The organism is Pseudomonas sp. KH_046_2, from assembly GCF_057838985.1.
The window spans coordinates 4,960,086-4,984,618 of sequence record NZ_CM174480.1 but is presented as its reverse complement, the minus strand read 5'-3'; the positions used below and the strand labels follow the sequence as shown (position 1 = coordinate 4,984,618).

Genomic DNA, 24,533 nt, shown 5'->3' with positions numbered 1-24,533 from the left:
TGGCGGACGCTGTCAGCAGCCCATTTTTCATTTCATCGGCCCCGGATAGCTGAGATCAGTTAGATCCCTATTTCAGCTAACTCCATTCGAATCCTTTCAAACAACTGATCCTAGTTGGCATCCTCGTCTGATGTAAGGTAGCCAGCGAAGATTACGCTCATGGGATGAACCCCGAGAACATCTGCCATCTGCTCGATCTTGTCTATCGACGCACTGCCTCTTCCTGCTTCGAGGCTGCTTATGTATGGCTGGCTTGGACCTAAGCTTTCCTGGGGAATGTTCCTCCTAAGTCTCACCTGCGACAGTTCGGCATCACCATGTATATCCCTTATCCGCTGACGTCTAATAGCAAGGCGGACGGGCGCTTCGGCACTCAGGATGTCGTGTACCTCCGTCAAAAAAAGCTGCCCCCCCGCCCCCGACCGCCTGAGCTGGCTCAAATTCAGCTCGACGCGCTGGTCAAAGCCCGGGCGGTCTTGAGTACCGGCGCCATGTTCTCATTCATAAATGGAATATGCGGCGTCGCGCCTTCGCGTTCTCCTTATCCCGCCTCCCCTCCCAAGTAGTCTGAAACTCCTACCCCGCTTGGGAGTATCGGGCGATGTGCAATCCACGGCGCTTAGCCATAGTTGTGGCCAAGATTAACGGTCCAACGGTCAGGCCTTCATGACCGCAACTGCCCAAGGAAAAAGTCATGACTCTTGACGAAAAAAACTCACTGCTCACAACGTCGATTACCGCCAACGCTCTGAGCGTCGTGGCGACCGGTGTGGACGTTTCGCTCGACGAAACGGCCGGGTTGCAGAACCTCACCACCACACCAATCCCTGCGGAAGACGCGGAAGACGCTGACGACAACGACACGGCGACCCCCCTACCGTTGGCCTTCTCTACCCGTTTGACCACCCTTGGGGCAGGTACCGCAATGGATGCGGCCTTGAGTGGCTATACCGGTGCCGTGGGCAATACGGGCAGCGATGCGTTCACCATCAGCGGCGCAACAAGCGCTACCGATGTCAGCTTCGTCGACAGCAATGGCGCACCGCTCAATAACGTGGACAGTGGACTGGTTACCCTCGATGGCGTCAGCATCTTTCTCTATACGGATACAGAGAACAACAACATCGTTCTGGGCCGAGTCGGGGGCGCAACCGGCGCGATCGTGTTCGCTGCCTATATTGAAGAAACCGGATCGCCGGTCACGGGCGGCAAGATCTGGGTCGTGGAATACCAACCACTCAGTCATCCAGACAGTACGAACGCCGATGACTCGCTCAATCTGCTGGACAAGGTTTTCATCGGAGCCAGTCAGAATCTGGAATTCAGTCTGGCCAATGCGCCCTCCGGTCAGAACCTCTTCCTGATGTTCACGAAAGCGGACCCGGCAACTGAAACTGTCAATAATGTCGTGCGAATCACGGATCCCGTCATCATCGCCACCGGCAAGTTACCGGCGAATCAGTCCGGGCTTGACCCCAACACCACGAACGACGACATCAGTATCACGACTGGCGACACGATCAATACCAGCCAGGCGGGTGGGCCGACCACCTTCGGCACCAACAACCAGATGATTACGGAAGGGGAAGGCATCCGTTTTTCGTTCGTCACGGGTGCCAGGCAGGATGTGACCATTCCCAACCTTAGTCAGGGCGAAGCAGATGTTGAGTCCAACATCGACTTTACCGGCGTCGTCAATGTGAAGACGGTCAGTTTCGACGTCGTGCAGTTGCAAAGCGGCAAGAGTGCTGTCGTAAAAATCAGCGCATTCAGCACCGATCCTGAACCTAAAACGGATTTCATCGACGGATATACGGATGATTTGGAGATTCCCATCACCAATGTTCGCGTCCTCAGCAGCACCGGGGCGGTAATCGAGAATTCAAGCGGACCGGAGAATGATCCGGCCATTCTCATCAGCTTTGCTAATGGGGTTGCAACCATCACCGGCATTAAAGCCGGCTACCTGATTGAATACACCACAACGTTGGATCACAACCGAGTGCTCATCGAGAACGGGGCGGCCCTCGACGCCAAGGGCAATAACCACGCCGATTTTGATATCGGTGGCCTCCACCTGTTCCAAGCCTCTATTACGAGCGCCGAAATCGGTTCCAAGATGATCTTCGACGACGATGGGCCGACGGCGACCGGCACCGCCGTGACAGGAACCGTCGACGAGGATGGCCTGGCCAATGGCATTGCCGGTGGTGTGGGCGACGTGGCTGGCGTGGCGACCACGGCCAGCGACAGCGTGACCGGCATCTTCCAGTCCGGCGCCGACACACCGCTGAGCTATGCCTTGTCGAGTGACACCAGCGGCTTGCCGGCGCTGAGTTCGGGCGGGGTGGCGCTGGTATACAGCGTCGTGGGCAACACGCTCACCGCCAAGGCCGGCGCGACCGACGTGTTCACCTTCAGCCTCACCGCAGCGGGTGTGTACAGCTTCACCCTGCTCAAGCCGCTGGATCATGCGGCAGGCAACGACGAAAACGACATCACCATCAACCTGGGCTCGCTACTGCGGGCCACCGACAAGGACGGTGACACGGTGACGGCTGCGGCCGACAAGCTGGTCATCACCGTCGACGACGACACGCCGACGGCGACCGGCACCGCCGTGACAGGAACCGTCGACGAGGATGGCCTGGCCAATGGCATTGCCGGTGGTGTGGGCGACGTGGCTGGCGTGGCGACCACGGCCAGCGACAGCGTGACCGGCATCTTCCAGTCCGGCGCCGACACACCGCTGAGCTATGCCTTGTCGAGTGACACCAGCGGCTTGCCGGCGCTGAGTTCGGGCGGGGTGGCGCTGGTATACAGCGTCGTGGGCAACACGCTCACCGCCAAGGCCGGCGCGACCGACGTGTTCACCTTCAGCCTCACCGCAGCGGGTGTGTACAGCTTCACCCTGCTCAAGCCGCTGGATCATGCGGCAGGCAACGACGAAAACGACATCACCATCAACCTGGGCTCGCTACTGCGGGCCACCGACAAGGACGGTGACACGGTGACGGCTGCGGCCGACAAGCTGGTCATCACCGTCGACGACGACACGCCGACGGCGACCGGCACCGCCGTGACAGGAACCGTCGACGAGGATGGCCTGGCCAATGGCATTGCCGGTGGTGTGGGCGACGTGGCTGGCGTGGCGACCACGGCCAGCGACAGCGTGACCGGCATCTTCCAGTCCGGCGCCGACACACCGCTGAGCTATGCCTTGTCGAGTGACACCAGCGGCTTGCCGGCGCTGAGTTCGGGCGGGGTGGCGCTGGTATACAGCGTCGTGGGCAACACGCTCACCGCTAAGGCCGGCGCGACCGACGTGTTCACCTTCAGCCTCACCGCAGCGGGTGTGTACAGCTTCACCCTGCTCAAGCCGCTGGATCATGCGGCAGGCAACGACGAAAACGACATCACCATCAACCTGGGCTCGCTACTGCGGGCCACCGACAAGGACGGTGACACGGTGACGGCTGCGGCCGACAAACTGGTCATCACCGTCGACGACGACACGCCGACGGCGACCGGCACCGCCGTGACAGGAACCGTCGACGAGGATGGCCTGGCCAATGGCATTGCCGGTGGTGTGGGCGACGTGGCTGGCGTGGCGACCACGGCCAGCGACAGCGTGACCGGCATCTTCCAGTCCGGCGCCGACACACCGCTGAGCTATGCCTTGTCGAGTGACACCAGCGGCTTGCCGGCGCTGAGTTCGGGCGGGGTGGCGCTGGTATACAGCGTCGTGGGCAACACGCTCACCGCCAAGGCCGGCGCGACCGACGTGTTCACCTTCAGCCTCACCGCAGCGGGTGTGTACAGCTTCACCCTGCTCAAGCCGCTGGATCATGCGGCAGGCAACGACGAAAACGACATCACCATCAACCTGGGCTCGCTACTGCGGGCCACCGACAAGGACGGTGACACGGTGACGGCTGCGGCCGACAAACTGGTCATCACCGTCGACGACGACACGCCGACGGCGACCGGCACCGCCGTGACAGGAACCGTCGACGAGGATGGCCTGGCCAATGGCATTGCCGGTGGTGTGGGCGACGTGGCTGGCGTGGCGACCACGGCCAGCGACAGCGTGACCGGCATCTTCCAGTCCGGCGCCGACACACCGCTGAGCTATGCCTTGTCGAGTGACACCAGCGGCTTGCCGGCGCTGAGTTCGGGCGGGGTGGCGCTGGTATACAGCGTCGTGGGCAACACGCTCACCGCCAAGGCCGGCGCGACCGACGTGTTCACCTTCAGCCTCACCGCAGCGGGTGTGTACAGCTTCACCCTGCTCAAGCCGCTGGATCATGCGGCAGGCAACGACGAAAACGACATCACCATCAACCTGGGCTCGCTACTGCGGGCCACCGACAAGGACGGTGACACGGTGACGGCTGCGGCCGACAAGCTGGTCATCACCGTCGACGACGACACGCCGACGGCGACCGGCACCGCCGTGACAGGAACCGTCGACGAGGATGGCCTGGCCAATGGCATTGCCGGTGGTGTGGGCGACGTGGCTGGCGTGGCGACCACGGCCAGCGACAGCGTGACCGGCATCTTCCAGTCCGGCGCCGACACACCGCTGAGCTATGCCTTGTCGAGTGACACCAGCGGCTTGCCGGCGCTGAGTTCGGGCGGGGTGGCGCTGGTATACAGCGTCGTGGGCAACACGCTCACCGCTAAGGCCGGCGCGACCGACGTGTTCACCTTCAGCCTCACCGCAGCGGGTGTGTACAGCTTCACCCTGCTCAAGCCGCTGGATCATGCGGCAGGCAACGACGAAAACGACATCACCATCAACCTGGGCTCGCTACTGCGGGCCACCGACAAGGACGGTGACACGGTGACGGCTGCGGCCGACAAACTGGTCATCACCGTCGACGACGACACGCCGACGGCGACCGGCACCGCCGTGACAGGAACCGTCGACGAGGATGGCCTGGCCAATGGCATTGCCGGTGGTGTGGGCGACGTGGCTGGCGTGGCGACCACGGCCAGCGACAGCGTGACCGGCATCTTCCAGTCCGGCGCCGACACACCGCTGAGCTATGCCTTGTCGAGTGACACCAGCGGCTTGCCGGCGCTGAGTTCGGGCGGGGTGGCGCTGGTATACAGCGTCGTGGGCAACACGCTCACCGCCAAGGCCGGCGCGACCGACGTGTTCACCTTCAGCCTCACCGCAGCGGGTGTGTACAGCTTCACCCTGCTCAAGCCGCTGGATCATGCGGCAGGCAACGACGAAAACGACATCACCATCAACCTGGGCTCGCTACTGCGGGCCACCGACAAGGACGGTGACACGGTGACGGCTGCGGCCGACAAACTGGTCATCACCGTCGACGACGATACGCCCGTTATAGGGACAGCCCCTGTGCAGGATGTCGATCCCACTTTGGGTGCGGCGTTATGGACCTTTTCGGGTGACTTCGCCTACTCGATAGGTGCGGACACGCGCGGGCCGACCTACTCTTCGGCAGCGGACAGTGATTTTGCCGAACTCGCCCTCTCTGGTTTGGCGAACGATGTTGCGATCGTTGATCCAACGGTCACCTGGGACTCAGAGAATCTCGACGGTGCCACGTTTAACGTGTCGTTCAAATACGATCACGATCGGAATGCTGCCACCACGCCTGAACTGGTGGAAGGCACGCTGGTGTTTGACAAAGTCAATGACACCTATACCTTCGAGATGGATGCGCTGCAAGTGACGCAAGACGTCACGCTGGGCGAAGGCACTGGATACGAAACGTATGACGTGGGTGGTACGAGCCCTTCCAGTGGCCCATCACCTGTAGCCACTGGGAAGCTTGGGGAAGGTTTCTTCATCCAGATCACGGGCTTCGAGGCACCACTTAGTGCCGGCGGCAATACTGTTGTGGCGGCGGGTGAGTTTGTGAGCGGCACGCAGGCCCCTGTAACCTTGTCCAGCACTGCTCTGGGCGTCTCCGGAAATACGATCCAGGCAGGTGAAGCGGCCAACATCAATTTCTTCCAGACTGATCCGAAAGGAAATCTGGGCGCCAACAATTTTAGTTACGCGACCGATTTCTTTATCAAGTTCGATGGATACGAGACTGAAAGCGATGATCTTTTGCTTATCGTCAGTCTTGCTAATGCAAATGATTCCTCCATAACTACAACACGTGCCATCTACGTCGACCAAGGCGATGTGTACGAGAATGATACGGTCAACACCGATCTTGTTGGAACCAAGTACGCGGCCCTTATCCTCAACGACCCAGCCGATCCGAACGACCCGTTCTTGGACAATAATGATGCTCTATTGATTGTTGAAAGCAATGACTTCAACATTCAGACCGGTGATAACTGGCTCATCAAGGGTATTCAGATTCTTTCGAATGATGCTGGCCTTACGGGCAGCGCGATAAATCTGAATCGCGATGTCGGTGCCGATGGCGGAAGCAGCACTTCTGCACAGACGGTCAGTGGTCTCGTCGGGCCTGGAAACACGATTGCGGAGGATACGAGTACGAATCCGCTGAAGATCATCGATGCTGGTTTCTCCACCACCACGACTACACCAGCTACCCTTGATCTAACGCTGGATTTCAAGGTCGTCGATAGAGATAGTGATTTCACCGATGTCCAGACGATTGATATCGAAAATCCTGTCGTGGTCGAACTGGTGGGATTAACTAACTTGGCACCGACAGATTTCGGGCTTTGATCCGCTAAGAAGAGTACACGCGCGAGACAGGATGTAAAACCTGTCTCGCGCGGTAATATAAGGGCGGGCGCTGAAAGCGCCCTTTGATTCGATTACCGAAATTGCGCTCCACGTGACCACCCGCTTACATCCGACGTGACTGCACAGGCCGTAGTGACGACCAGTAGAGAGCGGCCAATTGGTGGCTAGTATGAAAGTCCGCTATGGGTCCAGGTTGTGTGAAAACGCATGGAAAGTTTTGTAGCCTGCGTTGCTACATTAAATCTATCGGCTGTTCACGCTAGTAGCGTGGTCTCAAACCAATGTCTGTACTCGCCTACAACCTCAAACGAATGATGAGCATCTTCGGCATCGTAGGACTGCTTGAGGCGATCAGGGCGTAAATCCAGCCACTTGGCTCGCCAGTTAGTAGCCGTTTGGGCCGCTGACGCGGCCCAAACGGCATTACGAACGTCTATGTAGCTGACTAAGGTAATTCGCGCTTCCGCCCGCTGATTTCACAAGCAATCCTCGCGCCTCTCGGTTTTCGACGTATTTAGCGCGTTTTCACACAGCCTGGACCCATTGCGGACAGTGGCACGCTGCTTATCTAACGCTTTCCTAGCGCCAGATCATAGGGCGTTCCTCAAGGTTTGCAGGTGGGCGACCTGACGGCTGAATTCAACGCTGGAAAGCCGTTGTTTCGGTCGCGGGCTCATGGCCTGGCTGATGGCGTGAGTGGGTTGGCCGGTCAGGCGCGCGAGCACCAGCCATTGTTCGGCAACGCCGAGCTGTTCAAAGCCGGGATGACGACGCCGCACGCGCCGCAGGATGTCTTGCTGCAAGGCTTGCAGCAGGCTGGCCTGACCGTTGCTGCGCAACAGGAAGTCGGCACTGGCGCGCAGGTGTTCCTGCAATTGCCGGCGCGCTTTCGGCGCCGGTTCCAGCAGTGGCCCCTGACGCACGCCAAAGTGCCAGAAACCCAGGCCAATCAAGGCGAGCAACGCGACCAGCGCCTGGGGGAAATAACGCAGCAGCAAGGTCGGCAGGCTGTCGTGATCGGTGTTGAATATCAGCGTCACGCGGGTGTCGGCAGTCACGTACCAGAGCAGCCAGGCGTTGTCGTACCGGTCGATGGCCGGGGTTTTCCACAGGTCGGCATCGGTGACCACGATGATCGAACCGAGTCCGTGGTCGAGTTGCATCATGTGCGTGGCCCTGGCGCTGTTGGCCCAGGCCTGGGCGAGGTTTTTCGGGTCTTCGAGATGGAACGCGGTATCGAAACCGGCATAGGCCGGGGCGTCTTCGTCTTCCAGATAGAGCTTGGTCAGTAGCGGGTACGGATCGTCACCGACACCCGGCGGTGGGTCCTTGAGGTCTTTGCTCAGGGACTGGTGCAGTTGCACCCGGTCGAGCAGCAGGTCATTGCTATGGCCGAGTTTTTCATTCCACAGCGACTCGGCGACGAACAGAAGCCGCCCGCCGGCCCGGGTCCAGTTCATCACCTGGTCGATCTGCCGTGGGGTCATGTTGCCGCGTTCCCCGAGCAACAGCAGGCTGTGTTGGCGCGGATCGAGGCTGGGCAGGATATCGAGGCCGTTGGCGTGGCCGACGTTCAGGCCTTGCTTGCGCAGGAACAACTCTGCCGCCAGATAAGGGTTGGCATTGGCTTCCGGGGAGGGGCCGTGGTCGACTTCGATCTGGTAGGGGGTAGCCTTGAGGTACAGATAAACGCTCAGCGCAGCCAGCAACACGGCAACCAACGCACCGGCTATCGAGCCCCAGCGCCGACTCAACGGGCAGCCTCCGGGCCGAACAGAACACGCCAACCGTTACACAGTTCCTGCTGCACCTGAGCAGGTGGGAGGCGATGACCATAGGCCATGTTTTGCCAGTGCCCGGTCAGGTTTTTGCTGTAGGCCAGCAAGGCCGGTTGCTGCAGTAACTCGACACGCCGAAGCACCTGGCCTTCGGTGTCGGCGGCCTTGAGTGCGATGTTGAAGTCGTGCAACAGACGGCTGAGCAGGGCGCGATAAAGCAATCCAAGCGCTTCGCGTGGATGAGTCTGCCAAAGACTTTCGGCGTGGGCGGCGATGTCGGCGGGCATGGATTCGGGCTTGAGGTCCAGGCCGAACGCCTGCTGAGGCAACGGTTGCGTGTCTTTGCTGTCGGGGATCGGTCGTCGGCTGACGAACGCCTGCAACCAGTCGCGATAGCGCCAGATCAACAGGCCGACGGCACCCATGACGATGCCCCACAGTACGATTTCAATCAGGGTCGCCACTGCCCCGAAGCGTTGTCCCTCGAACAGTTTCAGCAGGGCCTTCAACCATTGTGGTGTCTTGCCATCGTCCGCGGCTTCAGCACTCGGTTGCTCTTCGCCAAAGCGGTAGCGCGTGACCGACTCCCGGTTCTTGAAGGGCGGCTGTTCGAGGATCGACTTGATGCTGTCCCTGGAAGCCTGGCTGGTCAGGGGCTGGTCCAGCAGGCGCGGGCTGTCGGGTGAGAGGGCCGGTTCGGTGGCCCATGCGTTGTGGGTGGGCGGCATCAACACAATCACGGCGATCAACAGGACTGCGCCTGCACTGACCAGGCGCTGGCGCATTCGACGGAACACCAGTTCGATATCCCAGGCCTCCAGCACGGTGCGCCGGTTCAGGTACAGGCTGAAACCGCAGGCGACATAGATCGGTTCCCAGACCACCAGCACCAGTGCATAAAAAGCGTTGGTCAGGTGTTCCAGCCAGAGCCAGTCCTGGGTGGCCGCCGAGATCAGCGACTGCCAGCTCCAGTCGAGCGCGACCTGTTGTGGCAGCAGCAGATAGAACAACACCATCAAGCCGATCCACAACGCGCCTTCCAGGTGCGCGCCGATGATCGTCAGCCAGCGTGCGGCACCGGCGTCTCGCTGCAACAGCACCTGTAGACGTTGTTGCCGTTGCTGCCCGTGGAGCCCTTCGAGTTGCACCACCGGCATCAGAAAACTGCGGGGCAAACTCAGGCGTCGCCAGGTCAGGCTGGCCAGCAGTTGCGGTTTGAGCAGGCGTGGCCATTGGCGCAGGGCCTGTTTGAGCGTGGGCGTTTCACCGAACATGGCCTGGGACAGGATGTACAAGGGCAGGCGTTCGAACGCCGGCTTCAGCCACCAGAAAATGAACACGGCGAGAGAGGGCGAATCCCAGAGCCCCCAACTGAGCAGCGCGAAAACCGGCAAGGTGACCAAGGCCCAACTGGTCATCAACAGACGTCTGTGGCGCTGGCTCAGGAGCACCCCAAGGTCCATGGCTTCCCAGGTCGAGCGTGGGCGAATCACCACCGTGGCGTCACTCAGGCGCATGGCGGCGACGTCCGGCGAACACGAGATAAACCACCACCAGCAGCCAGAGCGCTGCGCCGACCAGGTATTTGGTCTGGTGCGAAGGGCCGGTCATTGACGACCAATAGGCCTCGATAAAGGCCGCGATCAACAGAAACAACATGGCCCCGCAGATCAACAGTACGCTTTTGCCCGCCGCCAATCGCAAGGCCTCGGCCCGTGGCAGGCGCCCCGGGGCGACCAAGGCCCAGCCCAGCTTCAGACCGGCGGCACCGGCCAGGGCAATGGCGCTGAGTTCGAAAGCGCCATGGCCGATCACGAATGACCAAAAGGTTTGCCCGTAGCCGACGTAGGTCAGATGCCCGGCCACCGCCCCGATCATCAGGCCGTTGAATATCAGGAAAAACACACTGCCCAAACCAAACAACAAACCGCTGGCGAAGGTCTGAAAGGCAATGCCGATGTTGTGCATGATGTAGTAGCCGAACATCGCCCAGTCCTCACTGGCAGCCCGTTCCGCTGTGCGTCCGAGGTGACCGGCAACGGGGTCGTACATGCTTTGCATCTCGCTGACCTGCTCGGCGGGGATCAGGTTGTAGACCAGTTCCGGGTACAGGTACACCAGCAGCGCGAAACCGGCCAGGCTGCCAAAGAACATCAGGCTGGCGGCGAGGACGAAACGCCACTGTTCGCGCACCAGTCGCGGAAAGTCGGCCAGGATGAACGCCAATACATTGGCCCCCAAACGGCTGCGATGACGGTAAAGCTGTTGGTGTCCGCGCAGCACTTGTTGCTGCAAGGAGTCGATCAGAAAACTGCTGTAGCCACGCTCCCGCGCCAGTGCCAGGTGTTGGCAGAGACGTCGGTAGTCCTTCGGGAAACTGCCGGCGTCGGTGGCCTTGCCGTCCCGTTCCAACTGCTCGAGCAGGTGGGCGAAATGCTCCCATTCGGCCTTGTGCCGGCTTTCAAAAAGGCTTTGCTTCATGTCGGCCCCAACAAGCCGCGGGCGATGCCGTTGAGCTCGGTCACCGCCTGCGGGGGCTGGACTTGCAAGGGTTGGGCGAGAATCGAAGCCAGTTCATTGACCCGCGCTTCGGAGAGTTGGCCCTGGCGCTCGGCAAACCCGAGGATGGCCCGTTGCTCGGTGAGTGTCAGGACAAAGGCCGGGCGACGCGACTGGGCGTCAGGGAGTTGGGGGCGGGTGTGCGGTCGTTCGCGGTAGATCACCAGGGTCCCGGCGGCGATATCGCCGAGGCGCTTGAAGTGGGGGTGTTGCAGGCAACTGACGGCCCCGAGGAAGTAGCCGAACGGCAGCAGGTCGACAACGCGCAGCAGGTTGCGCAGCAGCGAAGCTGACCAGCCGACCGGAGTGCCATCGTCGTGCACCACCCGCAAGCCCATCCATTGCTTGCCCGGCGAGCAGCCGTGGTTCAGCACCTCGAACAGCACCATGTACCACCAGCTCACCACGAACAGCAGGACCGAGCCGAGCCCGGCTCCCAGTTTGCCGAGCATCGCCAGCACAATGAACAGCACGCCCAGGACCAGGCCGCGCAATCCAAGATCGATGGAGAATGCCAGCGCCCGGACCATCAACCCGGCCGGGCGCAGTGGCAGGTCGACGCCCTCCGGCGTTTCGACCTGGTACCGCGTATCCAGTGGCGGTGACAGCGGCGCATTCCGTGGCTGTGCTGTGGTCTCGAGCATGGGCAACCTGATGATGTGGCCTTATTCGGGATTGTGTATCCATTCGATGCTAGCAGCCTATTCGAGGGTCGGGGGCGGGGGGAAACGACATAACTATGTATTGCATGGTGAGTTGCGCAAGGTGCTTGAATGACAAGACTACTGGCCGGGGCGGGAGGTGAACGCCTAGACTTTGCCGATCTTCAGTTCAGGAATCGCCCGTGACCTCCATTTTCTGGTACGACTACGAAACCACTGGCATCAATCCCCGTTGCGACCGCCCATTGCAAATGGCCGGCCTGCGCACTGACTTCGATCTCAATGAAATCGACGAGCCGGTCAATCTTTACTGCAAGCCCAGTGATGACATCCTGCCGCATCCGGCTGCCTGCACGATCACGGGGATCACCCCCGGGCAACTGCAGGCGCAAGGCTTGAGCGAAGCCGATTTCATGACCCGGGTGCATGCCCAGCTCGCGGCGCCCGGCACCTGTGGCGCGGGGTATAACACCTTGCGTTTCGATGACGAGATGACCCGTTACAGCCTGTACCGAAACTTTTTCGACCCGTATGCGCGGGAGTGGCAGGGCGGCAACAGCCGTTGGGACCTGATCGATGTGGTGCGCGCCGCCTATGCCTTGCGCCCCGATGGCCTGGTCTGGCCGACCGATGACGAGGGGCGGGTCACGCTCAAGCTTGAACGCCTGACCGCTGCCAATGGCATCGATCATGGCAATGCCCACGAAGCGCTGTCGGACGTTCGCGCGACGATCGCCCTGGCGCGCCTGATACGGGAAAAACAACCGAAGTTGTACGACTGGCTGTTTCAACTGCGCAGCAAACAAAAAGTCATGGACCAGATACGCCTGCTGCAACCGCTGGTGCATGTTTCCGGGCGTTTCTCGGCTGCGCGCAACTATGTGGGGGTGGTGTTGCCGCTGGCCTGGCACCCGCGCAACAAGAACGCCTTGATTGTCTGTGACCTGCACCTCGATCCCCAGGGCCTGCTCGACCTGGATGCCGAAAGCTTGCGCCAGCGCTTGTATACCCGCCGCGACGAACTGGCCGAAGGCGAGTTGCCGGTGCCGTTGAAGCTGATTCACATCAACAAGTGCCCGGTGGTGGCACCGTTGTCGGTACTCCGTCAGGAAGATCAACAGCGTCTGGGGCTGGATATGGCGCTGTATCAGCAAAGGGTGTCGCAACTCAATGACACCCGGAAAGTTTGGCTGGATAAAATCCTGGCGATTTATGCCCGCGAAGATTTTTCCCAGAGTCAGGATCCGGAGCAACAGTTATACGATGGATTTATCGGTGATCGGGATCGGCGATTGTGTGAACAAGTCAGAACCGTTGACCCGATGCAATTGGCACAAGAGCCGTGGCCTTTCGATGACGAACGTTTGCCTGAATTGCTGTTTCGATACCGCGCACGCAACTTTCCCGACACGTTGAATTCCGAAGAGCAGGAACGCTGGCGAATATTCTGTCAGAAACGTTTGTCAGAACCCGAGTGGGGGGCGCCAAATACCCTTGAAAGTTTTGTAGAGGCCGCGGCCCAATTGAGCGTTAGTGCTACTGCGTTTCAGCAGGGGGTGCTCAGTGAGTGGCAGGATTATGTCCAGGGACTACGCCAGCGTTTACGTCTTTGAAATCGAACATGCCAGGGCTTAAACACCGCGCATAAAAAACGCCAGCATTTGCTGGCGTTATTTTTTGTCACGGATCCGTCTGCGACAAGCTCTCGGGCTTAGCCCAGCAGGGTAGCCCAGCCTTCCACCACGTCACCGCCCCACTTGGCTTTCCACTCTTTCAGAGTCTTGTGGTTGCCACCTTTGGTTTCGATGACTTCACCGTTGTGCGGGTTTTTGTATTGTTTAACTTTGCGAGCACGCTTGGTGCCGGTAGTTTTCACTGCGCCGCCGCGTGGTGCCTTGGTTTTGGATTCTGGATCCAGCAGCGCGATGATGTCACGCAGGGACTTTGAGTATTCGCCCATCAGGGTGCGCAGTTTGCCTTCGAATTCCAGCTCGGTTTGCAGTTTGTCGTCTTGGGACAGGTTCTTCAAACGGGCTTGCAGCTCTTTGATAGCTTCTTCGGTGGCGCGATATTCGTTGATCAAGGACATGGTGACTACCTTATGTTGTGCGCAGGATGGCAGGTGACAGTGCGGCAATAATAGTCACGGTGTTTCATCAAGTAAACATTTAAGGCAAGTTTATTTAATTTAATCGGCGGGTTTTTGGCACGCATTGGTAATGCAGTTATTAGTGTGGTCCAGGTCTGTCAGATATACGTAAACTAACAATTGGCCGGTACCGCTAGCGCATCCGGGCGAACCGGTACCGGTACTGCCCACCCTGACGCACCGACCTTCCGGCAGGGTGAAACGTCAACAATACTGCAGTTTTGCTGCGTAATCGCTAGAATGGCGGCCTTTGCGAAGTTCTGGAGTTTCCCCCTCATGCGCACTTTTCGTCTGGTGATTTCTTGCCCGGACCGTGTTGGCATCGTTGCCAAAGTCAGTAACTTTCTGGCATCACACAACGGCTGGATCACTGAAGCGAGCCATCACTCGGACAATCTCAGTGGCTGGTTCTTCATGCGTCACGAAATCCGTGCCGACTCCCTGCCATTTGGTATCGAAGCATTTCGTGAAGCCTTTGCCCCGATCGCCGAAGAGTTCTCGATGGACTGGCGCATCACCGATACCGAGCAAAAGAAACGCGTGGTCCTGATGGCCAGCCGCGAGTCACACTGCCTGGCCGACTTGCTGCACCGCTGGCACAGCGATGAACTGGACTGCGAAATTTCCTGTGTGATTTCCAACCATGATGACTTGCGCAGCATGGTGGAGTGGCACGGTATTCCGTACTACCACGTCCCGGTCAATCCGCAGGACAAGCAGCCAGCCTTCGCCGAGGTTTCGCGCCTGGTCAAGCAGCACGACGCCGAAGTGGTGGTGCTTGCCCGCTACATGCAGATCCTGCCGCCCGAGTTGTGCAGCGAATACGCGCACAAGGTCATCAACATTCACCACAGCTTCCTGCCGTCGTTCGTCGGTGCCAAGCCGTACCACCAGGCTTCCCTGCGCGGCGTGAAGCTGATCGGCGCGACTTGCCACTATGTGACCGAAGAGCTGGATGCCGGCCCGATCATCGAGCAGGACGTAGTTCGCGTCAGCCACAGCGACAGCATCGAAGATATGGTGCGCTTCGGCCGTGATGTCGAAAAGATGGTGCTGGCCCGTGGCCTGCGTTATCACCTGGAAGACCGGGTGCTGGTGCACGGCAACAAAACCGTCGTCTTCTGACAGACCGGAGGCACAGTTGAAATTCGAAGGGCCTGGGCGTTCAATCGCTTCAGGCCCTTCGCCGTTTCTGCACCGAGGACATGACCATGGCCGATCCACTGGACAAAGCCACCTCCAAGGCTCCCGCCACGCTGGGCGAGGGTTGCCTGAGCCGCTACGACCCGGATGACATGGGGCCTGAAACGGGTACGGAGTTTCCTGACGCCGCGCAATTGTGGGAACAGTTGCAGCAAGAGCCCGCGGACAAATCCAAGACTGCCTGAGCTTCATCAACTTCAGCAGCAGCGGCACAGCCCATTCGGTCGTCTTGCAGCGCCAGCCAGTGGGCCTTGGTCATTGGCACCCGTCCGTGGTTGAGCAGGCGCTCAAGGGTTTGTAGCCAGTATCGGCGCGAGAACTCATGGCGCATGTCCACCGGATGCAGGCCCAGGCGAATCACCGGCGCGTGCTGCCAGCGCTGTTCGAGCCAGTCGCTGACGAGCTTCGATACGCCCCGGCGCCAGGCACTGCGCGCACTCCAGACCAGCCCCTGCGCCTCGATCGCGGTGAAATCCGGCAGCCTGTACAAATGTTGCGAGTCGCTGGTGTAACTCAACGGCAATTGGCGCAGTGCCTGGCGAGTGCCTTGGCTCATCAGCCAGGCCGGGGCGACGAACCCCGCGAGCGGCCAGTCATGCCGGTGGAACATCTCGATGCCCGAACGCAGGCGGGCGAGGGCGTCTTCCTGCGACAAACGGTAAAACTCGCCTTCGTGGGTGTAGACCAGACGCATGAACCAGTCGCGGGGATTGCGGGTCATCGGCCCGTCGTCGCAATGGAAGTAGCCATGCAGTGCCAGTTCGTCGCCCCGGGCGACCCTGGCACTGAGCTGGCGGCAAAACTGCGGATGGGCGTCCAGATTGTTGTGTTTGTGGAAATCTGGCACCACCAGCCAGGTGATCGGCACGTCACCCAAGGCGTCGACGGCTTTGACGAAGGGTTGGTAATCGGCCCAGGTGGTTGGTGCCAGGTCGTGCAGTACCAGCACTAAAGCGGGACTGTTCATGGACTCAACCATTGGCTGTCAGCGGCCATTGGCTGCCGAGCACAGCGTGATAGTGCCGCAGCAGGCTGTTGACCATCGTATCCCAGGCGTAATGTCGTTCGACATGTAATCGCGCTTGTCGGCCCAGGGCTACGCTGCCCGAGCCGAACAGTTCTCGAACGGCGGTGGCCATCGCGGCGGGATTGTTCGGCGCACAGAGCAGGCCGCAGTCCTCGCTGACGATTTCTTCGAAAGCCCCGGCCGCCACGGCCACCACTGGAATGCCGCTGGCCATGGCCTCCAGAATTACCAGGCCGAAGGTTTCCTGATCGCCAGCGTGGAGCAATGCGTCGGCGCTGGCCATCAGGCGGGCCACCTGCGCCGCCGGGCAGAACTCGTCGATCACTGTCACGTTGGAGGGCACGGCCGTGGGCATCGACGAGCCAACCAGCAGCAGATGATAGCGTCGGCCCAGGCGTTTCATGCAGTCGAGCAGCACTGGCAGGTTTTTTTCCTTGGAACCGCGCCCGGCGAAGATCAAGAGGCGGGTGTTTTCGTCCAGGCCCAGTTCGGCCCGCAGCCCGGGGTCTCTGGCATCGGGATTGAAGGTTTGCAGGTCGACGCCCAACGGCTGCACGAAGACATTCCTGACCCCCAGCCCGGTGAGTTTGTCGGCCATGACCCGGCTGGGCGCCAGGACCCGGTCGAAGTTGCCATAGAGTTTGCTGACGTAGGCCTCGACGTTGTTGGTCACCCAGTTGCCCATGCGGTTACTGACCAGTAGCGGCAGGTCCGAGTGATAGAAACCGATGACCGGCACATCGAGTTGGCGCCGCGCATCCAGCGCCGCCCATGCGGTGAGATAGGGGTCGCCGACTTCGATCAGGTCGGGTTGCAAATCTTGCAGGACATTGCGCCAGGGCGCGAGACGCAGAGGGAAGCGATAGCCCTTGCCGAAGGGCAGGGCGGGGGCCGGAACGGTGAAGATGCCGTCCTGCTCGCTCAAGGACGATCCGGGGATCAGCAAACTGTGGCGAATGCCCGGCTTGATGCCCAGGCGACGGTGCTTTGCATCCAGATAAGTGCGCACGCCGCCGCTGGCAGGGGCGTAGAACATGGTGATGTCCGCGATATGCACGATGAACGGTCCTCCGGTCCTGGTACTCCTTTGGTTGACCTATATGAAGGATAGATGTTCGGTTGGGGTTTGTTGCGGGGCGCAGGATGGAGGCTGTTGTGGAGAGGGAGCAAGCTCCCTCTCCAATTACTGCATCAGATACGGAAACTGCCTACCAACTGCTTCAACCGCGCCGCCTGCTGCTCAAGGTCCGAGCAGGCACGCAATGTCGATTGCAGGTTTTCCACACCTTCCTGGTTCAGCGTGTTGATCTCGGTGATGTCGACGTTGATCGACTCCACCACGGCGGTCTGTTCTTCGGTCGCGGTAGCCACCGACTGGTTCATGCCGTCGATTTCACCGATACGCAGTGTCACGCTGTTCAGGCGTTCGCCCGCGAGGTTGGCAATTTCCACGCTGTCCTGGCTGTGGCGCTGACTGTCGCTCATGGTGCTGACCGATTCCCGGGCGCCGACTTGCAGCTCCTCGATCATGGTTTGCACCTGTTGCGCCGACTCCTGCGTGCGGTGGGCCAGGTTGCGCACTTCGTCCGCCACCACGGCAAACCCACGACCGGCTTCACCGGCGCGGGCGGCTTCGATGGCAGCGTTGAGCGCCAGCAAGTTGGTTTGTTGGGAAATGCTGGTGATCACTTCGAGAATCTGCCCGATGTTCACGGTTTTGCTGTTCAGTGATTCGATGTTGGAACTCGATGCGCTGAGCATGCTCGACAGTTGATTCATCGCCACGATGCTGCGGTCCACCACTTGCTGGCCGTCTTCGGCAAGGTTGCGGGCATCGCTGGCCTGGCTCGAAGCCTGGGCGGCGTTACGGGCAATTTCCTGGGCGGCGGCGCCGAGCTGGTTGATGGCGGCCGCGACGCTGCTGGTGCGCGAGGCTTGCTGATCGGAGTTGAACATCGACGAGTTGGAAGCGGCCACTACGCGCAATGCCACTTCGTTGACTTGCCCGGTGGCCGAGGACACTTCGCGGATCGAGCCGTGAATGCGCTCGACGAAACGGTTGAACGCGGTGCCGAGGGTGCCGAATTCGTCATTGTTCTGGATGGACAGGCGCTTGGTCAGGTCGCCTTCGCCGTCGGCGATGTCGGCCATGGCACGGGTCATGACGTGCAACGGCTGGATCAGGATGCGAATCAGCATGCCGAGCAGGGCGATGATGATGGCCACGGCAATGATGGTTGCAACGACAGCCGAGGTGCGGAATTCGCTGAGCATCGAGTAGGCTTTTTCCTTGTCGACCGACACACCGATGTACCAGCTGACCGACGACAAGCCTTTGATCGGTGTGAAGGTCACGATTCGGGTTTTGCCGTCGACCTGGATTTCGCTCATTGCGTTGCTGATGGCCGGCGTGTCTTGCGGGTAGACATCCTTGAGCGTCTTCATCGCCAGCGCTTTGTCGGGATGTACCAGGATCTTGCCGTCGGAGCTGACCAGGAAGGCATAACCCATGCCGTCGAAATCCAGCGTGCCAAGGCTGTCGGCGATCACCTGCAAGCTCAGGTCGCCACCGACTACGCCGATGTTCTGGCCGTCCTTGATGACGCTGTCGACAATGGAAATCACCAGTTGGCCGGAGGCCAGATCAATGTAAGGCTCGGTTAATGCCGAACCGCTGCTGCCTTGAGCGCTCTTGTACCAAGGGCGTGCACGCGGGTCATAGCCATCGGGCATCTTGCTGTCCGGGCGAATGATGAAAGAGCCATCCTTGCTGCCGAGGTAGGCGCCCATGAAGGTCGAGGTTACGGATTTTTGTACAAGCAGGCTGGAAACATTGTCGGCATCGTGATTGAGCGCGACAGTTTGTGACAGGTTTTCAATCAACAGGCTGCGCCCGTTCAACCAGGTCTGGATATTGTTGGCGGTCACTGCGCCCATTTCCTGCAAATGATTTTCCAGGTTTTCGCGGACGGCATTGCGCTGCAAATAGTCGTTGTACAAGGTGAATGAGGCGAAGGCGGCAATCACAATGAGGGCGGCGGCAAGCAGGATTTTATGGCTGAAACGCAGATTTTTGTTCATGGCTTGGGGTTCCGCTAAGGTCTTAATGTCCAGCGCGTGCTTTTATAAAGGGACGCACGACGGGCAAGGTTGAAAGCAAGTGAATTTTCCGACTCTCCTTAGGGAAATTTCCGACCAGATCGTGTCTGACTGCTTTGTCGTTATCTCTATCGGCCATGTAGGACCAAAGATTAATCATGGGTGACCAAATGCCTGACTCATTGCAACTCGTTATCGGCGCAGATCTCGAAGGGCAGCCGATTGCCCAGGCCATGCGCCTGGCGAACCGCCACGGATTGATCGCGGGCGCGACCGGCACCGGTAAGACCGTCACTTTGCAACGAATGGCCGAAGCCTTCAGTGATGCTGGCGTGGCGGTGTTCGCCGCCGACATCAAGGGTGACCTGTGCGGACTTGGCGCCGCGGGCAACCCCCAGGGCAAGATCGCCGAGCGGATAGCCGGGATGCCCTGGCTCAACCACAAGCCTCAGGCTTATCCAGTGACGTTGTGGGACATACACGGTCAGTCCGGTCATCCTTTACGCACAACCTTGAGTGAAATGGGGCCACTGCTGCTGGGCAGCCTGCTGGAGCTGACCGACAGTCAGCAGTCGGCGCTGTACGCCGCGTTCAAGGTGGCGGACCGCGAAGGCCTGTTGCTGCTCGATCTCAAGGATCTGAAGGCGTTGCTCAATCACCTGCGGGACAACCCCCAGTTGTTGGGCGACGATGCGGCATTGATGACGACTGGCTCCAGCCAGGCGTTGCTGCGGCGTCTGGCGACGCTGGAACAACAGGGCGCCGAAGCCTTGTTCGGCGAGCCAGCGCTGCAACTCGAAGACATCCTCCAGCCCACCGCGGATGGCCGCGGACGCATTCATTTGCTGGATGCCAGTCGTCTGGTGCATGAAGCGCCGAAAGTCTACGCGACGTTCCTGCTGTGGCTGCTGGCCGAATTGTTCGAGCAACTGCCGGAGCGTGGCGATGCCGACAAACCGTTGCTGGCGCTGTTCTTCGACGAGGCCCACTTGTTGTTCAACGGCACACCTCAGGCATTGCGTGACCGCCTGGAACAAGTCGTGAGGCTGATTCGTTCGAAAGGCGTGGGCGTGTATTTCGTCACCCAGTCGCCGGGTGACCTGCCGGATGATGTGCTGGCGCAGTTGGGATTGCGCATCCAGCACGGTCTGCGGGCGTTCACCGCCAAGGAGCAGAAGTCCCTGCGCGCGGTGGCCGAAGGTTTCCGGCCGAATCCTGCGTTCGATGCCTTATCGGTGTTGACCGAGCTCGGGATCGGCGAGGCGCTGGTCGGCACCCTGCAGGAAAAAGGCACGCCGGAAATGGTCCAGCGGGTGCTGGTGGCACCGCCGCAATCGCGAATCGGGCCTTTGACCGAAACCGAGCGCACGATGTTGATCGCAGGCTCACCGTTCAAAGGGCGTTATGACCAACCGATCGATCGCGAATCAGCCTATGAGGTGCTGATGGGACGCAAGGGACTGGCACCTGAGCCCGAAGCGGAGCAGGGCAAACAGGAACCGAGCTTCACCGAACAGGCCGGAGAGTTCCTCGGCACAGCGGCAGGGAAGGCGCTGAAGTCAGCGATGCAACAGGCGGCGAACCAGATTGGCCGACAGTTGGTGCGCGGCTTGATGGGCTCGTTGCTAGGCAGCAAAAAACGCCGCTAGCTTGAGCGAACACAATCTAACTGTGGGAGCGAGCCTGCTCGCGAATCGGTGAGTCAGGCAACATCATTGTTGAATGTCATGCCGCCTTCGCGAGCAGGGGATGCCTATGAGGTTTTGGTTTTGGCGTGCGCCGCCAACCGCTCCAGCGCGGCCCGTAAGTTCGGGTCGCTGATCCCGTCGGCCGTGGCCTGAATGGTCGCAGCCGCGTCGTTGGACAAATCCATCGTATGCCCGGCCGCACCTTGCTGAACGGTCGGCGGTTGAACTTTGAACAGGATCCGGGTCAGATTGGCGAACTCGTCGAACATTTGCAGCTGCCGTTGCAGGCGCTTCTGCTGGTAGCGCAGGCGGGTTGCCCAGTGGCCGTCGGTGACAATCAGCAACAAACTGCCTTCGCGCCAGGAAGCCACGTGGCAATGCTCACGAGCGGCGGGTTGCAATTGGCTTTCGAGCAAACGTTGCAGATGACCCAGGCGTTGAGCGTGGCCGAGAATGGCTTTCAGCGGCTTGGCTTCGCGTAGTAGAACGGCAGGTACTTTTGCCGTAAGTGGGCGAAATGCCATGATCAGACACCTGAAGTAACAGAGGCGCCATGGTAGCAGAAAGCACCGGATGCGCCCGCCCATTGCTTTTGTGGGTGCTTTACCCATTAAATCAACAACTAACTTCTGCCTTGAACGGCTTGAAGTTGAGCAAAACGCCCTTATTTTAAGTGAGCCCCGTCAAAGCGCTGTGCCAGCATCGTGGAATATCGCCACTTTCCTCTCCATCGTTTCCGGGTAGAATGCTCGTTCGCATGCGGCCATGAGGGCTGCACGGGCGACTCACGGGGCCGCCCTCCATCCCTTTAGTGTGGAAGATCCTGCCGATATGTTTGCGCCTTTGTTAAAGAAACTTTTTGGAAGCAAGAACGAGCGTGAAGTCAAACGCATGCTCAAGACGGTGCAACTCGTCAATGCCTTCGAAGAGCAAATGGTGGCCCTTTCGGACGATCAATTGCGTGCCAAGACCAGCGAGTTCAAGGCCCGCATCGCCAAAGGGGAATCCCTCGACAAACTGCTGCCAGAAGCCTTTGCGGTCGCCCGCGAAGCCGGCAAGCGTGTCATGGGCATGCGCCACTTCGATGTCCAGCTGATCGGCGGCATGACCTTGCATGAAGGCATGATCGCGGAAATGCGTACCGGTGAAGGCAAGACCCTGGTGGCAACACTGGGCGTTTACCTCAATGCGCTGTCCGGCAACGGTGTGCACGTTGTGACGGTGAACGACTACCTGGCCCGCCGTGACGCCAACTGGATGCGCCCGCTGTATGAATTCCTCGGCATGACGGTCGGCGTTGTCACGCCGTTCCAGCCGCCGGAAGAGAAGCGCGCTGCCTACGCCGCCGACATCACCTACGGCACCAACAACGAATTCGGTTTCGATTACCTGCGCGACAACATGGCGTTCAGCATGGAAGAAAAATTCCAGCGCGAACTCAATTTTGCCGTGATCGACGAAGTCGACTCCATCCTCATCGACGAAGCCCGTACGCCGCTGATCATCTCCGGTCAGGCCGAGGACAGCTCCAAGCTGTACATCGAGGTCAACAAGCTGATCCCGCAGCTCAAGCTGCACGTTGAAGAAGTCGAAGGCGAAGTGACCCAGGCCGGTCACTACACCGTCGACGAGAAGACCCGTCAGGTCGAACTCAACGAAGCCGGTCACCAGTATGTCGAAGAAACGCTGACCAGCATCGGCCTGCTGGCTGAGGGCGAGAGCCTGTACTCGGCGCACAACCTGAGCCTGCTGACTCACGTCTACGCCGGCCTGCGCGCGCACAAGCTGTTCCATCGCAACGTCGAGTACATCGTGCAGGACGGTCAGGTCGTACTGGTCGACGAGCACACCGGCCGTACCATGCCGGGCCGCCGCTTGTCCGAAGGCCTGCACCAGGCCATCGAAGCCAAGGAAAACCTGAACATCCAGGCCGAAAGCCAGACCCTGGCATCGACCACCTTCCAGAACTACTTCCGTCTGTACAACAAACTGTCCGGCATGACCGGTACGGCCGACACCGAAGCGTTCGAGTTCCATCAGATCTATGGCCTGCAGGTCATGGTGATTCCGCCGAACAAGCCGCTGGCCCGTAAAGACTACAACGACCTGGTGTTCCTGACTGCCGACGAGAAATACGCGGCAATCGTGGCCGACATCAAGGAAAGCATGGCTGCAGGTCGTCCGGTTCTGGTCGGTACCGCCACCATCGAAACCTCCGAGCACATGTCCAGCCTGCTCGTGAAGGAAGGTATCGAACACAAGGTCCTGAACGCCAAGTTCCACGAAAAGGAAGCCGAGATCATTGCCCAGGCCGGTCGCCCGGGCGCACTGACCATCGCCACCAACATGGCCGGTCGTGGTACCGACATCCTGTTGGGCGGTAACTGGGAAGTGGAAGTGGCTTCCCTGGAAAACCCGACCCCTGAGCAGATTGCCCAGATCAAGGCCGACTGGCAGAAGCGTCACCAGCAAGTGCTCGAATCGGGCGGTTTGCAGGTGATTGCCTCCGAGCGTCACGAATCGCGCCGTATCGACAACCAGCTGCGTGGTCGTGCCGGTCGTCAGGGCGACGCCGGTTCCAGCCGTTTCTACCTGTCGCTGGAAGACAGCCTGATGCGCATCTTTGCCTCTGACCGGGTGAAGAACTTCATGAAGGCCCTGGGCATGCAGCCTGGCGAAGCGATTGAGCACCGCATGGTGACCAACGCCATCGAAAAGGCCCAGCGCAAGGTTGAAGGCCGCAACTTCGACATTCGCAAGCAATTGCTCGAGTTCGACGACGTCAACAACGAACAGCGTAAAGTGATCTATCACATGCGTAACACGTTGCTGGCCGCCGATAACATCGGTGAGACCATCGCTGACTTCCGTCAGGATGTGCTCGACGCCACCGTCAGCGCGCACATTCCTCCGCAATCGCTGCCTGAGCAGTGGGACGTGGCCGGTCTGGAAGCTGCATTGCAGAGCGATTTCGGTGTCACGCTGCCGATTCAGCAATGGCTCGACGAAGACGATCACCTGTACGAAGAAACCCTGCGCGAAAAGCTGATGCAGGAACTGATCGCCGCGTACAACGAGAAAGAAGACCAGGCGGGCGCCGAAGCGCTGCGCACCTTCGAGAAACAAATCGTTCTGCGCGTACTGGACGATCTGTGGAAAGACCACCTGTCGACCATGGACCACCTGCGTCACGGTATCCACTTGCGTGGTTATGCCCAGAAGAACCCGAAGCAGGAATACAAGCGCGAGTCGTTCACCCTGTTCTCCGAATTGCTGGATTCGATCAAGCGCGATTCGATCCGTGTGCTGTCCCACGTTCAGGTTCGCCGCGAAGACCCGATCGAAGAAGAGCAGCGCCTGCGTCAGGAAGCCGAGGCATTGGCCGCTCGCATGCAGTTCCTGCATGAAGAGGCTCCAGGCCTGGAGCAGTCGGAAGTGTTGGGCGAAGAGGTCGATGTTGCCCTCGCTGCCGCGCCGGTTCGCAACGAGCAGAAGCTGGGTCGCAATGAGCTGTGCTACTGCGGTTCGGGCAAGAAGTTCAAGCATTGCCACGGGCAGATTCAGTAAAACCCGTTTCAATCGCTGAAATACCCGCGCCGCGACCGGCTTCTGCCGTCGCGGCGTTTTACCATTCGAACCACCGTTCTGCTGAAACG

14 protein-coding genes and 2 pseudogenes are annotated in these 24,533 nt (G+C 59.9%); 5 read left to right on the top strand and 11 right to left on the bottom strand.

The features are described from left to right. Positions 1–110: 110 nt before the first annotated feature. Positions 111–296, bottom strand: a complete 186-nt coding sequence (locus tag AC3IX1_RS22590; protein WP_489388776.1) for a helix-turn-helix domain-containing protein — start codon at positions 294–296, stop codon at positions 111–113. A gap of 398 nt (positions 297–694) precedes the next feature. On the opposite strand from AC3IX1_RS22590, the gene AC3IX1_RS22585 reads away from it, so the two are divergent. After that, positions 695–6,691, top strand: a complete 5,997-nt coding sequence (locus AC3IX1_RS22585) for a T1SS-143 repeat domain-containing protein (protein WP_489385885.1) — start codon at positions 695–697, stop codon at positions 6,689–6,691. Positions 6,692–7,302: 611 nt separating this feature from the next. Here AC3IX1_RS22585 and AC3IX1_RS22580 read toward each other — a convergent pair. From AC3IX1_RS22580 to AC3IX1_RS22565, 4 genes are read right to left on the bottom strand one after another with little or no spacing between them, the layout of a single operon-like run. After that, positions 7,303–8,466 (bottom strand): DUF4350 domain-containing protein, encoded by a 1,164-nt coding sequence (locus AC3IX1_RS22580; RefSeq protein ID WP_489385884.1) that lies wholly within the window; start codon positions 8,464–8,466, stop codon positions 7,303–7,305. After that, positions 8,463–10,007, bottom strand: a complete 1,545-nt coding sequence (locus AC3IX1_RS22575) for a DUF4129 domain-containing protein (protein ID WP_489385883.1) — start codon at positions 10,005–10,007, stop codon at positions 8,463–8,465. Before AC3IX1_RS22575 ends, AC3IX1_RS22580 begins: the two co-directional genes overlap by 4 nt. Beyond that, complete coding sequence (locus tag AC3IX1_RS22570; protein ID WP_489385882.1) at positions 9,994–10,971, bottom strand: stage II sporulation protein M; 978 nt, start codon at positions 10,969–10,971, stop codon at positions 9,994–9,996. The genes AC3IX1_RS22575 and AC3IX1_RS22570 overlap by 14 nt, the downstream gene beginning before the upstream one ends. Then, positions 10,968–11,693, bottom strand: coding sequence for an RDD family protein (locus AC3IX1_RS22565; RefSeq protein ID WP_489385881.1), 726 nt, complete (start codon positions 11,691–11,693; stop codon positions 10,968–10,970). The genes AC3IX1_RS22570 and AC3IX1_RS22565 overlap by 4 nt, the downstream gene beginning before the upstream one ends. Before the next feature lie 200 nt (positions 11,694–11,893). Here AC3IX1_RS22565 and sbcB point away from each other — a divergent pair, with 200 nt between their 5' ends. Further along, complete coding sequence (gene sbcB, locus AC3IX1_RS22560) at positions 11,894–13,324, top strand: exodeoxyribonuclease I (protein ID WP_489385880.1); 1,431 nt, start codon at positions 11,894–11,896, stop codon at positions 13,322–13,324. Between the two features lie 98 nt (positions 13,325–13,422). Here the strand turns inward: sbcB and mvaT are convergent, their stop codons facing one another. After that, positions 13,423–13,800, bottom strand: coding sequence for a histone-like nucleoid-structuring protein MvaT (gene mvaT / locus AC3IX1_RS22555; RefSeq protein ID WP_007933316.1), 378 nt, complete (start codon positions 13,798–13,800; stop codon positions 13,423–13,425). Positions 13,801–14,136: 336 nt separating this feature from the next. On the opposite strand from mvaT, the gene purU reads away from it, so the two are divergent. Further along, complete coding sequence (gene purU / locus AC3IX1_RS22550; RefSeq protein ID WP_007993692.1) at positions 14,137–14,985, top strand: formyltetrahydrofolate deformylase; 849 nt, start codon at positions 14,137–14,139, stop codon at positions 14,983–14,985. A gap of 283 nt (positions 14,986–15,268) precedes the next feature. On the opposite strand, the pseudogene gpgD reads toward purU, so the two are convergent. From gpgD to AC3IX1_RS22530, 4 genes and pseudogenes are all read right to left on the bottom strand, one after another. Then, positions 15,269–16,042 (bottom strand): annotated as a pseudogene (gpgD, locus tag AC3IX1_RS22545) (N-acetylglucosaminyl phosphatidylglycerol deacetylase); the annotation flags it as partial. Further along, positions 16,035–17,147, bottom strand: a complete 1,113-nt coding sequence (gene gpgS, locus AC3IX1_RS22540) for an N-acetylglucosaminyl phosphatidylglycerol synthase (RefSeq protein ID WP_489385879.1) — start codon at positions 17,145–17,147, stop codon at positions 16,035–16,037. The gene gpgS and the pseudogene gpgD, both read right to left, overlap by 8 nt. Before the next feature lie 134 nt (positions 17,148–17,281). Further along, complete coding sequence (locus AC3IX1_RS22535; RefSeq protein ID WP_489374296.1) at positions 17,282–18,046, bottom strand: methyl-accepting chemotaxis protein; 765 nt, start codon at positions 18,044–18,046, stop codon at positions 17,282–17,284. Positions 18,047–18,139: 93 nt separating this feature from the next. Continuing rightward, positions 18,140–19,171: pseudogene (locus AC3IX1_RS22530) on the bottom strand (HAMP domain-containing protein); the annotation flags it as partial. A gap of 188 nt (positions 19,172–19,359) precedes the next feature. Here AC3IX1_RS22530 and AC3IX1_RS22525 point away from each other — a divergent pair. Beyond that, entirely contained in the window at positions 19,360–20,838 is a 1,479-nt protein-coding gene (locus tag AC3IX1_RS22525) for a helicase HerA-like domain-containing protein (protein WP_489385878.1), read from the top strand. Between the two features lie 104 nt (positions 20,839–20,942). On the opposite strand, the gene AC3IX1_RS22520 is transcribed toward AC3IX1_RS22525, so the two are convergent. Then, positions 20,943–21,401 carry a DUF721 domain-containing protein gene (locus AC3IX1_RS22520; protein ID WP_489385877.1) on the bottom strand — a complete coding sequence of 153 codons (459 nt, stop codon included), beginning with the start codon at positions 21,399–21,401 and terminating at the stop codon, positions 20,943–20,945. A 307-nt stretch (positions 21,402–21,708) separates the two neighbouring features. On the opposite strand from AC3IX1_RS22520, the gene secA reads away from it, so the two are divergent. Further along, complete coding sequence (gene secA / locus AC3IX1_RS22515) at positions 21,709–24,444, top strand: preprotein translocase subunit SecA (RefSeq protein WP_489385876.1); 2,736 nt, start codon at positions 21,709–21,711, stop codon at positions 24,442–24,444. Positions 24,445–24,533 lie beyond the last annotated feature (89 nt).

What these genes read in the sequence shown, in the direction of transcription:
- AC3IX1_RS22525 (WP_489385878.1), top strand. Translation starts at nt 19,360, where the DNA reads ATGCCTGACTCATTGCAACTCGTTATCGGCGCAGATCTCGAAGGGCAG.
- mvaT (WP_007933316.1), bottom strand. Translation starts at nt 13,800, where the DNA reads ATGTCCTTGATCAACGAATATCGCGCCACCGAAGAAGCTATCAAAGAG.
- AC3IX1_RS22570 (WP_489385882.1), bottom strand. Translation starts at nt 10,971, where the DNA reads ATGAAGCAAAGCCTTTTTGAAAGCCGGCACAAGGCCGAATGGGAGCAT.
- purU (WP_007993692.1), top strand. Translation starts at nt 14,137, where the DNA reads ATGCGCACTTTTCGTCTGGTGATTTCTTGCCCGGACCGTGTTGGCATC.
- AC3IX1_RS22535 (WP_489374296.1), bottom strand. Translation starts at nt 18,046, where the DNA reads ATGTTCAACTCCGATCAGCAAGCCTCGCGCACCAGCAGCGTCGCGGCC.
- AC3IX1_RS22575 (WP_489385883.1), bottom strand. Translation starts at nt 10,007, where the DNA reads ATGCGCCTGAGTGACGCCACGGTGGTGATTCGCCCACGCTCGACCTGG.
- AC3IX1_RS22520 (WP_489385877.1), bottom strand. Translation starts at nt 21,401, where the DNA reads ATGGCATTTCGCCCACTTACGGCAAAAGTACCTGCCGTTCTACTACGC.
- AC3IX1_RS22585 (WP_489385885.1), top strand. Translation starts at nt 695, where the DNA reads ATGACTCTTGACGAAAAAAACTCACTGCTCACAACGTCGATTACCGCC.
- AC3IX1_RS22565 (WP_489385881.1), bottom strand. Translation starts at nt 11,693, where the DNA reads ATGCTCGAGACCACAGCACAGCCACGGAATGCGCCGCTGTCACCGCCA.
- secA (WP_489385876.1), top strand. Translation starts at nt 21,709, where the DNA reads ATGTTTGCGCCTTTGTTAAAGAAACTTTTTGGAAGCAAGAACGAGCGT.